This is a genomic window from Amycolatopsis sp. NPDC049691 (assembly GCF_040675005.1).
Taxonomy (GTDB): domain Bacteria; phylum Actinomycetota; class Actinomycetes; order Mycobacteriales; family Pseudonocardiaceae; genus Amycolatopsis.
Window position 1 is genome coordinate 231,622 of sequence record NZ_JBFANX010000010.1, and the last position, 14,930, is coordinate 246,551.

Genomic DNA, 14,930 nt, shown 5'->3' on the forward strand with positions numbered 1-14,930 from the left:
GCGGTGCGCCCGCGCGCCCCGCCACCGGAGCACCCGGGGGTCCCGGTGCGCAACCGCGTGACGCCGCTCGGCGAGATCGTCGACATCCCGCTGCGCGGCGCGTGGACCGGCAACCGGGGCGTGCTGCACCGGGGCCACGAGATCGTCCGGTTCCACGGCGGCGACCTCTGGATCACCTGCGCGCTCGCCTTCAAGGACCGGTGGCGCGAGCAGTGGCTCCCGAACCGCTACACCCACCTGTACTTCCACGACGAAGCCGTCTCCTTCGCCGCCGGGCACCGGCCCTGCGGCGAGTGCCGCCGTCCCGCCTACACCGCCTACCGCGACGCGTGGCCGGGACGCCCGCCGGCCGGCGCCATGAACCGGCGGCTGCACGCCGAACGGCTGGTCCGCGGCACCCACACCCGGCGCCTCCACGAACTGGCCTGGGCCGATCTCCCGGACGGCGTCTTCGTGCTCCGCCACGACCACCCCGAGCTCAAGGTCGACGGCCACCTCACCGAGTGGACGACCGCGGGCTACGGACGGCGGCAGCGGCTGCCCCGGGCAGGGACCGTCCCGGTCCTCACCCCACCGGCCACGATCACGGTGCTGCGCGCCGGCTACCCCGTGCAGATCGACGACAGCGCCCGCTGAACGGACGAAGGGCCACCACCGCGGCCGAGGGGGAAGACCGCCGTGGTGGCCCTACCCCCAGCTCGTGCGCCCGTGAGAGCGACGGCCCGTCGGTCTGCACCGGCGAAGCGAGCCGGCCGCGGACATCGTCGGGGTGGTGTCCGAACAGCGCGGCCAGCATCGTCGAGCGGGCTTGCACCCCGCTTGCAGTACGCTGGCCCGCCGGAGTGAACGGAGGTGGCGGAGTGCGGTTCCGCGTCCTCGGCACCGTCGAGGCGTCCGTGGACGGCGCTCCGGTGGACCTCGGCTCCCGCAAGCAGCGGCTCGTCCTCGCGGTCCTGCTCCTCGAAGCCGGCCGTCCGGTCGCGCTCGACCGGCTCGTCGACCTGCTCTGGCCCACGGCTCCCCCGGCGAGCGCGCGCAACACCGTCCAGGCGCTGGTTTCGCGGCTGCGCGCGGTGTTCCGCGCCGCGGGCGGCCCCGAACTGGTCACCGAGGGCGCCGGGTACGTCCTGCGTGCCGAGCCCGAAACCGTCGACGCCCACCGGTTCACCGCGCTGGTCGGCCGGGCCCGGGCGGCCGACGACGAAACCGCCGTCGCGCTGCTGGCCGAAGCCCTCGCGCTGTGGCGGGGTGACGCGCTGGCCGGCGCCGCCTCCGCCGAGCTCGCCGACCGGCTGCTCGCGGGACTGCGCGAAGCCTGGTGGAGCGCCCTCGAAGACCGGATCGACGCCCAGCTGCGGCTCGGCCGCGGCCGGGACGTCCTCGCCGAGCTGACCGCGCTGGTCGCCGCGCATCCGCTGCGGCAGCGGTTCGTCGGCCGGCTGATGCTCGCCCTGCACCGCGAGGGCCGCACCGACGCCGCCCTCGCCGCCTACCGCGACCTGCGGACCCGGCTGGCCGACGACCTCGGCCTGGACCCGGCGCCGGAGCTGACCCGCCTGCAGTCCGCGATCCTGGCCGCCGACCCGGCGCTCGACGCCGTCGCCGTGCGCCCCGCCCAGCTGCCGCACGACGTCCGCGGCTTCACCGGCCGCGCCGCCGAGCTGGCCCGGCTCGACGAGCCCGCCGCCGGGCCCGGCCCGGACATCCGGGTGCTCACCGGGACCGCCGGGGTCGGCAAGACCGCGCTCGCCGTGCGGTGGGCGCACCGCGTCCGCGACCGGTTCCCCGACGGCCAGCTTTACCTCGACCTGCGCGGGTTCGACCCCGACCACGAGCCGCTCACCCCCGCGGTCGCCGCCGCGCAGCTGCTGCGGGCGCTGGGCACCGACCCGCGGGCGATCCCGCCGGACCCGGACGGCCGGACGGCGCTGTGGCGCTCGCTGCTGGCCGACCGCCGCGTGCTCGTCCTGCTCGACAACGCCCGCGACAGCGCGCAGGTGACCCCGCTGCTGCCGCCGTCGGGCACGGTGCTGGTCACCAGCCGCCAGCGCCTCGGCGACCTCATCGCCCGCACCGGGGCGCGGCCGGTGCCGCTGACCGTGCTGCCCGCCGCCGACTCCCGGCAGCTGCTGGAGACGGTCCTCGGCCGGTCCGTCGTGGCGGCCGAGCCCGCGGCGGCCGGGGAACTGGCCCGGTTGTGCGGGCACCTCCCGCTGGCCCTGCGGCTGGCCGCGGCGAACCTCGGCGACGCGGGCGGGCTCGCGGACCTGGCCCGCGAACTCGCCGACGGCGATCCCCTCGCCGGGCTGAGCGTCGACGGCGCCGAGGAAAGCGCCGTCACGACGGCGTTCTCCGTGTCCTACCGGGCCCTGCCCGCCGAGCACCGGGCGCTGTTCCGGCGGCTCGCGCTGGTGCCGGGCCAGACGTTCACCGCACCCGCGGCCGCCGCGCTCGCCGAGGTCGCCGAGGGCCGCGCCGGGCAGCAGCTCAAGGCGCTGGCCGCGGCCCACCTCGTCGAACGGCACCTGCCCGGCCGCTACCGCTTCCACGACCTGCTGCACAGCTACGCGACCGGCCGGGTGCGGGCCGACGACTCGCCCGAAGCCGCGGACGCGGCCCGGCGGCGGCTCCTGGACCACTACCTCGCGACGGCGGACGCGGCCGGCCGCCGGCTGATCCCGCACTTCCTCCGGCTGCCCCGGCCCGAGCCGGCCCAGGTCTTCGACGGCACCGAGGACGCGCTGGCCTGGCTCGACACCGAGTGGCCGAACCTCGCGGCCGCCGTCGAGCACCCGGAAGCCCGGGAGTACGCCTGGCACCTCGCCGACGCGCTGCGGGCGTTCTTCCACCACCGCGGCCACCACACGGAGTGGCTCGACACCGCGACCACGGCGCTGACCGCGGCCGAGGCCGCCGGTGACCGGCAGGCGCAGGCGGCGATGCGGCTGTCGATCGCGCTCGCCGGGGTCAACAGCGGCCGCTACGCCGAGGCGCGCACGCACCTGACCACGGTGCTGGACGCCGGGCTGGCGGCGGACTGGCCCGCCGGGCGCGCGGCGGCGCTCAACAACCTCAGCGCGGTGCACCAGCGCCTCGGCGACCCGCACGAGGCCATCGCCTGCGGCGAGGAGTCGTTGCGGCTGTGCGAAGAGCTGGCCATCCCGGGCGTCACCATGGCACTGGCCAACCTCGGGTTCGCGTGCGGTCAGGTCGGCGAGCTCGACGCGGCCCTGCGCCACTTCGGGCGCGCGCTGGAGATCGCCGAACGCGACGGCGCGCGGTTCAGCGTGGCCGTGGTGCTGGTCGACCTCGCGCACATCCACCGCGACCGCGGCGACGCCGAAGCCGCCGCGTTCTACGAGCGGGCGCTCACGGCCAACCGCGAAGTCGGCTACCAGTACGGCGAAGCGGCGGCGCTGTCCGGCCGCGCGGTGCTCGAGGCCCGCGCGGGCGACGGCACGCGCGCGCCGGCCGACGCGGCCGAAGCGGTGGAGCTGACCCGGCGCATCGGCGACCGCGGCACGGAGGCCTCGGCACTGGCGGCCCTCGGCGAGGTGAACGTCCTGCTCGGCAGGCCGGCGGCCGAGCCCCTCGCCGCGGCGCTCGAGATCGCCCGCGAGACGAGCTTCGCCTGGTGCGAGGCGGCCGCGTTGACGGGCCTGGCCGAGGCGGCGCTCGCCGAGGGGGACACCGACCAGGCCCGGCTGCACGGCGAAGCCGCGGCCAAACTGGCGGCCCAGGCGGGCTACCGCCCGCTGGAAAGCCGGGTGGCCCGCGTCCTGGCCGGCCTGCCCGCTTGAAGCAGTCCCCCGCGGCCGGTCGTGAGTGGTCAGGACGGTTAGAACCGCCCTGACCACTCACGAGCGGTGGCTTGCGGGATCGGCGGGCCCGGCCGAGACTGCCGGGATGGATCAGCACCTCGTCGACCGCGCCCGGCAGCACTCCCTCGGCGACCTGCTGCGCCGCACCGCGCTGCGGCTGCCGGACAAGCTCGCCGTCGTCGACGGCGCCACGAAGCTCACCTTCGCCGAGTTCGAGGCCGCCGCCAACCGCTGCGCCCACGCCCTCGCCGCCCGCGGCCTGGCCAAGGGCGACCGGCTCGCGCTGCTGAGCCACAACTGCTTCCAGTACGGCGTCCTCGCCTTCGCCACCGCGAAGCTGGGCGTGCTGCTCGTGCCGGTCAACTTCATGCTGGGCGCCGACGAGATCGCCTTCATCCTCCGGCACGCCGAGGTCAAGGCGTTCGTCGCCGAGGACGCCCTGGAGCCGACCGCCGCGAAAGCCCTTGAGCTGGCGGCCTTGGGCGACGTCGTCCGCGGCCGCATCCCGAACAGCGGGGGCGGCGACTGGGAGGACGTGACCGGCTGGCTGTCCGAAGGGGACACCGAAGCCCCCGACGTCCTCGTCGCCGACGACGACCCGCTGCGGATCATGTACACCTCCGGCACCGAGTCGCGCCCCAAGGGCGTACTGCTGTCGAGCCGGTCGCTCATCGCGCAGTACGTCTCGTGCGTGATCGACGGCGGCATGAGCGCCGACGACGTCGAGGTGCACTCGCTGCCGCTGTACCACTGCGCCCAGCTGGACTGCTTCTTCTCCGTCGACGTCTACCTCGGCGCGACGAGCGTGATCCTGCCCGGCCCGGACCCGGCGGCGCTGCTCGCCGCCGTCGAACGGGAGCGCGCGACGAAGCTGTTCGCGCCGCCGACGGTGTGGATCTCGTTGCTGCGCCACGAAAACTTCGACCGGACCGACCTGTCCAGTCTGCGGAAGGGGTACTACGGCGCTTCGGCGATGCCGGTCGAGGTGCTGCGCGAGCTGCGCCGGCGCCTGCCCGAGGTCGAGCTGTGGAACTTCTACGGCCAGACCGAGATGGCACCGCTCGCGACGATCCTGCGCCCGCACGAACAGCTGGCGCGGGCCGGATCGGCCGGGCGGGCGTCGCTGAACGTCGAGACGCGGATCGTCGACGACGAGGACAACCCGGTGGCCCCGGGCGAGATCGGCGAGATCGTGCACCGGAGCCCGCACGCCACCCTCGGCTACTACCGCGACGAGGAGAAGACCGCCGAAGCGTTCCGCGCCGGCTGGTTCCACTCCGGCGACCTCGGGGTCGTCGACGAGGACGGCTATCTGTCCGTCGTGGACCGCAAGAAGGACATGATCAAGACCGGCGGCGAGAACGTCGCGAGCCGGGAGGTCGAGGAGGCGCTGTACCTGCTCGACGGCGTGGCCGAGGTCGCGGTGTTCGGGATCGGCCATCCACACTGGATCGAAGCGGTGACCGCGGTGGTCGTGCCGCGCGAGGGCGTCACTTTTGACGCTGCGCAAGTGATCGACCACGCAAAGGCACACCTGGCCGGTTACAAATGTCCCAAGTACGTCGTGTTCGCGGACCGGCTTCCCAAGAATCCCAGCGGAAAGATCGTCAAGCGAGAATTGCGGGAACGACACAAAGGACTCGCGACCGAGCACTGAGCCACCGAAAACTCCTTGCCCGGTACGGAACACAGCGGATACCGTCGCCTTTCCACCACCGCTTTCCGAGGAACGCGGGCCAGGTGTCCCACCAGGGCCGACCGGCCCGGAAACGAGATACCCGAAAGCCATGGCGCGCGGCGTCCGTCGGGTCTAGTAATGAGGCCGTTCCACGTTCCCGAACCGCGAAAGGATCTTCTCGTGTCCGTCTTTCTCGCCGTCCTGCTCGCCTTGGGCGCCGGGCTGTTCGTCGGCAGCCGCGTCCACAGCGCCCGCGAGGCCCGCGCCAACTACTCCGCCTACCGGGCCCGGACCGCGAAGGGCTTCGGGGAGATGATCCGCTCCGGCGTGTCGGCCGTGCTCGCGGTCGCCGGTGCCCTCGTCCTGCTCTTCATCCTGCTGAACGTGCTCCAGCAGGCCTGACGCGGAACCCGACTCATGGCGGGTTGTTGCCGCCCCGGCGGCAGCGCACGCTTTCCCCTGGCCCCGACGGGCGGGGCCGGGAAAGGACTCCCCCATGAGATCGAGGGTGCTTTCTGCTGCGCTCGGTGCGGCCGTGGGCCTGCTGGGCACAGTCGTCGTCGCCGCGCCGGCCCAGGCCGCCGCGGTCTGCGGTGACCAGGTCGTCGGCAACGGCGGGTTCGAGAGCGGCACCGCGCCGTGGACCCAGACCAGTGGCGTGATCTCCGCCGCCACCTCGGCGGAACCCGCGCACGGCGGGACGATGGACGCCTGGCTGGACGGCTACGGCAGCACGCACACCGACACCCTGTCCCAGTCGCTGACCCTCCCCGCCGGCTGTACTTCGGCGTCGCTGACCTGGTGGGCGCACGTCGACACCAAGGAGACGACGACCTCCACCGCCTACGACAAGCTGACGGTGCAGGCGGGTACCGACACCCTCGCGAGCTACTCCAACCTCGACAAGAACACCGGGTACGTCCAGCGCACGGTCGACGTGTCGCGCTACCTGGGCCAGACGGTCACGCTCAAGATCACCGGCACCGAGGACTCGAGCCTGGCGACGAACTTCCTCCTCGACGACTTCTCGCTGACCACGACCGGGACGTCGAACCCGCAGTCGCCGGTCGTGACCTCGCCGGGCGTCCAGTCGAGCGCCGTCGGCCAGGCCGTGTCCGTGCAGGTCCAGGCGAGCGACCCGCAGGGCGACGCGCTCACCTACAGCGCGACCGGGCTGCCCGCCGGCCTCGCCATCGGCGCGAGCACGGGCAAGATCACCGGCACGCCGACCACGGCCGGGACGTCGTCGGTGACCGTCACGGCCAAGGACCCGGCCGGCAACAGCGGCAGCGCGACCTTCACCTGGACGATCACCGCCGCGCCCGCGGACGCCACCCGCACGCCGATCAACCCGGCGTACACGGTGAACCTGACGTCGAACAGCTCCGGCACCACGTGGACCGGCCACCAGAGCGTCAGCTTCACCAACGGCTCGGCGACCGCGCTGCCCGAGGTCTACCTGCGCCTGTGGGACAACTACCACGGCAGCTGCCCGACGACGCCGATCACGGTCTCCGGCGTCACCGGCGGCACGCCGTCCGCGCTGAGCGTGAACTGCACCGCCATGAAGATCACGCTGCCGTCACCCCTGGCGCAGGGCCAGTCGGCGACCATCGGGTTCGACCTCAGCATCGACGTGCCCAGCGGCGCCGACCGGTTCGGCCACGACGGCGCGTACAACATGATCGGCAACGCGCTGCCGGTGCTGGCGGTCCGCGACGGCGCCGGCTGGCACCTCGACCCCTACACCAACAACGGCGAGTCGTTCTACACGGTGATCGGCGACTTCGACGTCACGCTCGTGCACCCGACGTCGCTGCTGACCCCGGCCACCGGCACGTCGACCGAGACGGCCGGCGGCACGACGACCACCACGCACGCGGTGGCGAACAAGGTGCGTGACTTCGCCTGGGCCGCCGGGCCGTTCGCGAAGATCACCACGACGTCCGGCAAGGGCGTGCGGGTCAACGTCTACTCGGTCAGCGGGATCTCGACCAGCAGCGCCAACCAGATGCTGACGCTGGCCGCCGACGCGATCGACGTCCACTCGGGCCGCTTCGGCGACTATCCGTACGGCGAGGTGGACGTGGTGCTGGACAACAACTTCTGGTTCGGCGGCATGGAATACCCGGGCTTCGTGCTCGACCTCGTGTCGACGACGGCGCTCCCGCACGAGCTGGCGCACCAGTGGTTCTACGGGATCGTCGGCGACGACGAGTACAACTCGCCGTGGCTGGACGAGAGCTTCACCGACTACGCCACCGACCTCTACCGCGGCATCACCGGCAGCGGCTGCGGCATCACGTGGCAGTCGAGCGCGGAGAAGCTGACCAACTCGATGGCCTACTGGGACGCGCATTCGTCCCGGTATTCGACGGTGGTCTACAACTACGGCAAGTGCACCCTGCACGACCTGCGGCGGCTGATCGGCGACACGGCGATGGCGAACCTGCTGAAGTCGTACGCGCAGTCGCACTGGTACGGCGTGTCGACCACGGCCGAGTTCAAGGCCGCGGCGCAGGCGGCCGCCGGGTCGACCGACCTGACGTCGTTCTGGGCCTCGCACCGCGTGGAGGGCTGAGAAATCGCTTGGAGTTCCCCGTCCGCGTCCGCCAGGCTGGGGACGTGGACGGGGAACGGCTTTTCTGCGACACCGCGCTCGCCGCGCGCATCGAGCGCGCCGAAGCGCGGCTGACGGCCGCGTGCAGCGAAGCCGCGCGGGCGCGCCGCGGGGACGCCACCGGATTCGCGCGGCCCCTTTCCGGTGGTATCGCGAGCTTCGCCGAGGCGGGTTCGCCGTTCACCAAGGTCATCGGGCTCGGCTTCGACGGCCTGCCGGACGCGCTCGACGAGGTCGAAGCCGCGTTCGCCGAGCTGGGCGCGCCGGTGCAGGTCGAGCTGTCCCAGCTGGCCGACCCCGCGGTGGGCGCGTTCCTCACCCGCCGGGGTTACCACCTGGAGTCGTTCGAGAACGTGCTCGGCCGGCGGCTCACCGGCCCGCTACGGGGCGGCGATGCCCGGCTCATCCGCGACGACGAGCTGGAGCCCTGGCTCGCCATGGTCGCCGACGCGACCGCGGTCGCCGACACCGAGGGCGTGCCGTCCCACGAAGACTTCCCGCGCGAGACGCTCGTGCACGCGTTGCGGGACATGGCAGGCGTGCGGCGCTACGTCGCCGAGCGCGACGGCGAGTTCGCCGGCGGGGCCAGTTTCCGCGTCACCGACGGGATCGCGCAGTTCACCGGCGCCGCGACCGTGCCGCGGTTTCGCCGCCAGGGGGTGCAGACGGCGCTGCTGGGGGCGCGGCTCGCGGCGGCCGCCGAGGCGGGGTGCGACGTCGCCGTCGTCACGACGCAGCCGGGGTCGAAGTCCCAGCGGAACGTGCAGCGGCAGGGGTTCGACCTGCTCTACGCGCGCGCGATCCTCGTGAAGGGCGTCTCCTCGACGAGCTCGTCGGGCGCCGACAGCCGCCACGCCTCGTAGAGCAGCTCGGCCAGCTCGTCGGCGTCGATCCGGTCGAGGTACACGACGACCCAGCCGAAGCCGCCGGCGGTGAACTGGACCTCGAAGACGTCCGGCCGCTCGGCGACCAGGGCGAGCTGTTCGGAGATCTCCTGCTTGAGCCCGACGGTCCGGGTGCGCGGCCAGAAGTAGCCGAACCGCTTGCCCCGCACGCCGAACGCCGAGTAGTCGCGTGCTTCCGACCGCTGGACCTCGGCCAGCCGGCCGAGCAGCTGTTCGAGTTTCCGGACCGTGACCGTCACCTGTCGCTCCCCTTGTCTCCGGCGACCACCGTAGCGCGCCGGTACCGTGCGGGACATGAGCGATGGGCGCGAAGTGGTGGTCAAGCGGGGACACGGGCCCGGCGCGACCGCCGCCGAGGCCGCGGGCCTGCGCTGGCTCGCGGCGGCGGGCGCGGTTCCGGTGCCGGAGATCCGCGGCCAGGACGACGACACGCTGGTCATCGACCGCGTCCCGGCCGGACGTCCGACGGCGCCGGCGGCCGAACGGTTCGGCCGCGGGCTGGCGCGGCTGCACTCGGCCGGCGCGCCGGCGTTCGGCGCACCTCCCCCGGACGGCCCCGCCGAAGCGTGGATCGGGCTCGCGCCGATGACGAACGTCCCGGCCGGCGACTGGGCGGCGTGGTACGCGTCGGACCGCGTGCTGCCGTACGTCCGGCGGGCCGTCGACGCGGGAATGTTCGACGCTGCCGAGGCAAAGCTGTTCGAGCGCGCTTGTGCCCGGATCCCGGCGTCGGCCGAGCCGCCCGCGCGGCTGCACGGCGACCTGTGGACCGGCAACGTCCTGTGGGACGGGCGCGAGGCGTGGCTGATCGACCCGGCCGCGCACGGCGGGCACCGCGAGACGGACCTGGCGATGCTGCACCTGTTCGGCTGCCCGCACCTCGACCGCGTCGTCGCCGCCTACGACGAGGCCGCGCCGCTGGCCGAGGGGTGGCGCGACCGGATCGGGCTGCACCAGCTGTTCCCGCTGCTGGTGCACACGGTCCTGTTCGGACGGTCGTACGCCGGCCGGGCGCTCGCCGCGGCGCGCTCGTTCTAGCAGCGCTGCAGCATCGTTTCGAGGGCCGTCTTCTCCGGGACGGTGATCGTCAGGCCGTAGTTGCTCTTGACGACGATCCAGTCGGTGGCGTAGGTGCACCAGTACGAAACGAGCGGCGGTTTCCACTGGTCGGGCGCCTTGTCGCCCTTCTGCTCGTTGAGGTTGTCGGTGACCGCGTGCAGCTGCGGGCGGATCAGGTCGTTCGCGAACTGCTCGCGGCGCTCCTGGGTCCACTTCTTCGCGCCGCTGACCCACGCCTGCCCGAGGGGCACCATGTGGTCGATGTCCACATCGGACGCCTTGTGCCAGGTCTCGCCGTCGTACGCGCTGACCCAGGTGCCGGATTTCGGGGCGCAGTCGGCGTTCGTGGTGACGTCCTTGCCGTCGCGCTTGAGCACCTGCTCGCGCGTGTCGCAGGCGCCGTCGACCTTGTCCCAGTGCGGGAACTTGTCGCGGCTGTAGCCGTCCATGGTGCCGCGCACGGCGATCGGGAGCTTCGCCAGCTGGGCCCGCGCTTCGGCGGGCGCGATCGGCGGAGCTTGCTGGGTGCCGGTGGGCTGGCTCCCGGCTGCCAGTTCGTTCGGCACCTTGCAGGCGGTGAGGGAAGCGCCGGTGAGGACGGCCAGCAGGACGAGCGCTCGGGTGCGCGGCATCGTGAACCCCTTTCACGTCTACCCGGGAGGTGCCCAGGCGACAGCGAAGGGAAACGGTGCAGACGGCTTAGTTGGCGCGAACTTTACGAGCCGTGGAAGACCTGTGCCACGAAAACCGCGGCGATGACCCCCACGGTGACGAGCAGGGTGAGGACGAAGACCAGCCCCCACGGCACGAGCCGGATGGGCCGCTGCCGCGGGAAGACGGCCTGGCCGCGGGTCATCCGGATGCGGGGGCCGGGCTCGTCGTCGGCCGGTGGCGGCGGCGGGTCGGGCGGGACTTCGACGACCGCGGGGAGCACGGGAAGCGGGGACCGGGCAGGGATACGGGCCGGGAAGCCGTCGGCGAGGAGGGCCGCGCGGGGCGGGGCGAGGTGGGCCAGGGAGAGCGCGTAGCAGGCGTCGAGGACGTCGTCGGCCGACCAGACGGTGCGCCAGCGGTTGTGCTGGCCGATGATCCGGCGCAGGCCCCGCGGATCGGCGAGCACGACGGCCACGCCGGGGAGGGATTCGGGTTCGCGGGGGTGGGGAAGGGTTTCCGGGTCGGGTTCGGCTGTCAGGTCCGGCGGTTCTCCGTGCGATCCGGGCTCCGGTCGCGGGTCCTCCGTCGATCGCGGACCAGGCACCGGTTCCTCGGGCCCACCGAGCCCGGGCTCGATCGCCACCGGATCCACCGGAGGCTCGGCCAGCCGCCCGCCCGCATCCGCCACAGGCTCGGCCATCGGCCCGCCCGATTCCGCCGGAGGCTCGGCCAGCCGTCCCCCCGCATCCGCCACAGGCTCGGCCAACCGCCCACCCGCATCCGCCTCGGAGATCGGCGACACGACCGCGACCAGCCCGGTCACGTACCGCCCGCCGTCATGCGCCGCCAACGCCCCCTTCGCCGCCGCGACCCCCGCTCCGGCCCGCTCCTCCGGCCCCGGCCACACCCCCGCGCCCGGCTCGTGCGCCGCGATCACCACCACTCCCGACCGCGTGAACACCAGCGCGTCCACCACCCGGGGGCCGAGCCGGCTCGGGACCGTGATCCCCGCCAGCGCCAGACCCGTCAAGTGGTCCGGGCCGGGGCCCCACGAACGCAGCAACCCGACGAGGTGCTCCGCCGCGGCGGGCAGCCGCCGCTCGTCACCGGTGCGCTGGAAGGCCACGAGCACGCCGGTCACTCCTCCCACGAGTAGAGCTCCTTCGACGGTAAGAGCCGGACCGGCCGCCACCCAGCAGCCGAACGAGTGATCGAACACCACCGTGCGTAGCCGGACAACAGCCCGGGCGGCGACCGGCCGGCGCGTAACCCCTGTGCCGCAACGGATTCCGCCGCGGTGGTGTACCGCGCTCGCGCCGCGTGTGATGATGGCAGTCCGGGGACACCGATCGGCTCGACGAGGAGTGCGAGTGGACCTGCGGACCGAGATCGCGCAGTCGTGGCGGCGGGCGGAGCTTTCCGGGCTCTCGCCGGCGTCGTCGGTCGAGCGCCTGGACTTCGCCGACGTCGACAGCCGCAGCCGGCTGTTGCGAGCCGCTTCACCGGTCCTGGACGAGCTGGCCCGGCAGCTGGCCGGCACGCGCTTCTGCGTCATCCTCGCCGACGACGAGTGCCGGATCGTGGCCCGCCGGTTCAGCGAGCGGTCGGTCGAGGTGGCGCTGGAGACCATCAGCGCGGTGCCCGGCTGCCAGTTCCTGGAGGAGCGGACCGGGACGAACTCGCTCGCGACGCCGTTCGAGACCCGCCGCGGCGTCTCCGTCGACGGCGACGAGCACTTCCTCGACGCCATGAAGCAGTTCACCTGCTACGGCCACCCGGTGGTGCACCCGGCGACGCGGCGGCTCGCCGGCGTCCTCGACATCACCGGCCCGGCGGGCGACGCGAACCCGCTGCTGGGGCCGTTCCTGCGCCGCGCGGTCGCCGACATCGAACGGCGGCTGCTCGACGGCGCCAAGCTCGCCGAGCAGCAGTTGCTGGCCGCGTTCCAGTCGGCGCAGCACCGGGCGTGCGCGGTGCTGGCGCTCGGCCAGGACGTCGTGCTCGCCAACACCGCGGCGACCGAGCTCGTCGACACCGCCGACCACCGGCTGCTGCGCGAGCTGGGCCGCACCCGGCGCGGGCTCCGGCGGCTCCGGCTGACGTCGGGCACGCCGGTCGAGGTGCGCGTCGAGGCGGTGTCGGCGAACGCCGGGCTGCTGTTCGAGCTGGCGCCGGTGCGGACGTCGAGCCCGGTCGTGTCGCGCCCGCGGGCCGCGCGCGGCCTCTTCCCCGAGCAGATCGACGAGCGCCTCCGCGGCGCGGGCCGGGCCCGGCGGCGCGTGCTGATCTCCGGTGAGCCGGGAGCGGGGCGGACGACGGCGGCGCGGGTCGTCGCGGGCGACGAGCCGCTGCACGAGTTCGACGCGTCCGACGTCGTCGCGGGCGAGGTCGAGTGGTGTGCGCGGGTGGAAGCGGCGGCGTCCCTGCGCGGCCTGCTGGTGGTCGACGGCATCCAGCTGCTGCCGCCACTGGCGGCGGTCCGCCTCGCACGGCTGCTGGACACGACGACGGCGTGGTTCGCCCTGCTCAGCGGCCCGCCGTCGGAGCTGCGCGGCGAGCAGGCGACCCTGGCGGCGCGCATGCACCGGCGGATCGAGCTGCCCCCGCTGCGGGAGCGCCGCGACGAGATCCCGGCGATCGCCCGCGCGCTGCTGCGCGGCTTCGGCGACTCCCTCCGGCTGACCCCGGGCGCGCTGGAACTGCTGGGCTCCCAGCAGTGGCCGGGCAACCTCCGCGAGCTGGCGGGCGTACTGGCGGGCGCGGCCGACCGCCGTTCGGCGGGCGACCTGACGGCGGAGGACGTGGCCCCGGGCTGCGCCGAGACGGCCCCGGGCGGCGCGCTGAGCGGCTGGGAGCAGGCGGAGTACGACGTGATCGTCCGGACGCTGCGAGCCTGCGACGGCAACAAGGTCCGGGCGGCCAAGCAGCTCGGCATCAGCCGCTCGACGCTCTACAACCGGATGCGCGCCCTGCGGGTCCGCTGACCTCGGGTGTCCGGGATTTGGACACTCCGGCCCCTCCCCCGCTCCACACAATCGAGGCACACCGCCGCACGTGGAGGAGATGGCCGTGAAGACCAAGGCAGCCGTACTGTTCGATGCCGGTAAGCCGTTCGAGATCATGGAGCTGGACCTCGACGGCCCGGGCCCCGGCGAGGTGCTCATCAAGTACACCGCCGCCGGGTTGTGCCACTCGGACCTGCACCTGATCGACAACGACCTCGTGCCGCGCTTCCCGATCATCGGCGGCCACGAGGGCGCCGGGATCGTCGAGGAGGTCGGGGCGGGCGTCACCAAGGTGGCGCCGGGCGACCACGTCGTCTGCAGCTTCATCCCGAACTGCGGCACCTGCCGCTACTGCTCGACCGGGCGCCAGAACCTCTGCGACATGGGCGCCACCATCCTCGACGGCCACATGCCGGACGGCACCTTCCGCTTCCACGGCGGCGGGCAGGACTTCGGCGCGATGTGCATGCTCGGCACGTTCTCCGAGCGCGCCACCATCTCGCAGCACTCCGTCGTCAAGGTCGACGACTGGCTGCCGCTGGAAACCGCCGTCCTGGTCGGCTGCGGCGTCCCGACCGGCTGGGCCACCGCCAACTACGCCGGCGGCGTCCGGGCCGGCGACACCACCGTCGTCTACGGCATCGGCGGTATCGGCATCAACGCGGTGCAGGGCGCCGCGCACGCCGGCGCGAAGTACGTCGTCGCGGTCGATCCCGTCGAGTTCAAGCGGGAGACGGCGTTGAAGTTCGGCGCCACCCACGCGTTCGCGACCGCGGCCGAAGCCGCCGAGAAGGTCAACGAGCTCACCTGGGGCCAGCTGGCCGACCAGGCGCTGATCACCGTCGGTACGGTCGACGAAGACGTCGTCACCGAGGCGTTCAACGTCGTCGGCAAGGGCGGCACCGTCGTCATCACCGGCCTGGCCAACCCCGAAAAGCTCACCGTGCACCTCTCCGGCGGCGTGCTCACGCTGTTCGAAAAGACGGTCAAGGGCACGCTGTTCGGCTCGGCGAACCCGCAGTACGACATCGTCCGGCTGCTGCGCCTCTACGACGCCGGCAAGCTCAAGCTCGACGAGCTGGTGACCCGCAAGTACACCCTCGAGCAGGTGAACGAGGGCTACCAGGACCTGCGCGACGGCAAGAACATCCGCGGCGTCATCGTCCACGAGTAGGCCGCCGGAGTCCA

The 14,930-nt window shown here is 73.3% G+C and carries 12 protein-coding genes; 9 read left to right on the forward strand and 3 right to left on the reverse strand.

Annotated features, from left to right (window positions below; genetic code table 11):
• Positions 1 to 45: 45 nt before the first annotated feature.
• From AB0J40_RS24130 to AB0J40_RS24155, 6 genes are all read left to right on the forward strand, one after another.
• Complete coding sequence (locus AB0J40_RS24130; RefSeq protein WP_364456680.1) at positions 46 to 636, forward strand: hypothetical protein; 591 nt, start codon at positions 46 to 48, stop codon at positions 634 to 636.
• Between the two features lie 224 nt (positions 637 to 860).
• Positions 861 to 3,800, forward strand: coding sequence for a BTAD domain-containing putative transcriptional regulator (locus AB0J40_RS24135; RefSeq protein WP_364456681.1), 2,940 nt, complete (start codon positions 861 to 863; stop codon positions 3,798 to 3,800).
• Between the two features lie 106 nt (positions 3,801 to 3,906).
• Entirely contained in the window at positions 3,907 to 5,478 is a 1,572-nt protein-coding gene (locus tag AB0J40_RS24140; protein WP_364456683.1) for an acyl-CoA synthetase, read from the forward strand.
• A 201-nt stretch (positions 5,479 to 5,679) separates the two neighbouring features.
• A complete protein-coding gene (locus AB0J40_RS24145) occupies positions 5,680 to 5,901 on the forward strand; it encodes a hypothetical protein (RefSeq protein ID WP_364456685.1) in 222 nt (73 codons plus the stop codon).
• 106 nt (positions 5,902 to 6,007) lie between these two features.
• Positions 6,008 to 8,080, forward strand: a complete 2,073-nt coding sequence (locus AB0J40_RS24150) for a putative Ig domain-containing protein (protein ID WP_364456856.1) — start codon at positions 6,008 to 6,010, stop codon at positions 8,078 to 8,080.
• A gap of 44 nt (positions 8,081 to 8,124) precedes the next feature.
• On the forward strand, positions 8,125 to 8,982 hold the full coding sequence (locus AB0J40_RS24155; RefSeq protein ID WP_364456687.1) for a GNAT family N-acetyltransferase: 858 nt from the start codon (positions 8,125 to 8,127) through the stop codon (positions 8,980 to 8,982).
• Here the strand turns inward: AB0J40_RS24155 and AB0J40_RS24160 are convergent.
• The gene (locus AB0J40_RS24160; protein WP_364456688.1) at positions 8,907 to 9,263 is read right to left on the reverse strand and encodes an MmcQ/YjbR family DNA-binding protein; all 357 of its coding nucleotides are present in this window, start codon (positions 9,261 to 9,263) and stop codon (positions 8,907 to 8,909) included. The genes AB0J40_RS24155 and AB0J40_RS24160 overlap by 76 nt on opposite strands.
• A gap of 55 nt (positions 9,264 to 9,318) precedes the next feature.
• Between AB0J40_RS24160 and AB0J40_RS24165 the strand changes: the two genes are divergently transcribed.
• The gene (locus AB0J40_RS24165; protein WP_364456689.1) at positions 9,319 to 10,062 is read left to right on the forward strand and encodes a fructosamine kinase family protein; all 744 of its coding nucleotides are present in this window, start codon (positions 9,319 to 9,321) and stop codon (positions 10,060 to 10,062) included.
• Here AB0J40_RS24165 and AB0J40_RS24170 read toward each other — a convergent pair.
• Together AB0J40_RS24170 and AB0J40_RS24175 are read right to left on the reverse strand one after the other, a co-directional pair.
• Entirely contained in the window at positions 10,059 to 10,715 is a 657-nt protein-coding gene (locus AB0J40_RS24170) for an HNH endonuclease family protein (RefSeq protein WP_364456691.1), read from the reverse strand. The genes AB0J40_RS24165 and AB0J40_RS24170 overlap by 4 nt on opposite strands.
• Before the next feature lie 83 nt (positions 10,716 to 10,798).
• The gene (locus tag AB0J40_RS24175; protein WP_364456693.1) at positions 10,799 to 11,887 is read right to left on the reverse strand and encodes a hypothetical protein; all 1,089 of its coding nucleotides are present in this window, start codon (positions 11,885 to 11,887) and stop codon (positions 10,799 to 10,801) included.
• Positions 11,888 to 12,107: 220 nt separating this feature from the next.
• Here AB0J40_RS24175 and AB0J40_RS24180 point away from each other — a divergent pair, with 220 nt between their 5' ends.
• Positions 12,108 to 13,721: a helix-turn-helix domain-containing protein gene (locus AB0J40_RS24180; protein WP_364456695.1), complete on the forward strand. Its 1,614-nt coding sequence runs from the start codon at positions 12,108 to 12,110 to the stop codon at positions 13,719 to 13,721.
• 85 nt (positions 13,722 to 13,806) lie between these two features.
• Positions 13,807 to 14,916 (forward strand): NDMA-dependent alcohol dehydrogenase, encoded by a 1,110-nt coding sequence (locus AB0J40_RS24185; RefSeq protein ID WP_364456696.1) that lies wholly within the window; start codon positions 13,807 to 13,809, stop codon positions 14,914 to 14,916.
• The last annotated feature ends 14 nt before the right edge of the window (positions 14,917 to 14,930 follow it).

What these genes read in the sequence shown, in the direction of transcription:
- AB0J40_RS24140 (WP_364456683.1), top strand. Translation starts at nt 3,907, where the DNA reads ATGGATCAGCACCTCGTCGACCGCGCCCGGCAGCACTCCCTCGGCGAC.
- AB0J40_RS24165 (WP_364456689.1), top strand. Translation starts at nt 9,319, where the DNA reads ATGAGCGATGGGCGCGAAGTGGTGGTCAAGCGGGGACACGGGCCCGGC.
- AB0J40_RS24170 (WP_364456691.1), bottom strand. Translation starts at nt 10,715, where the DNA reads ATGCCGCGCACCCGAGCGCTCGTCCTGCTGGCCGTCCTCACCGGCGCT.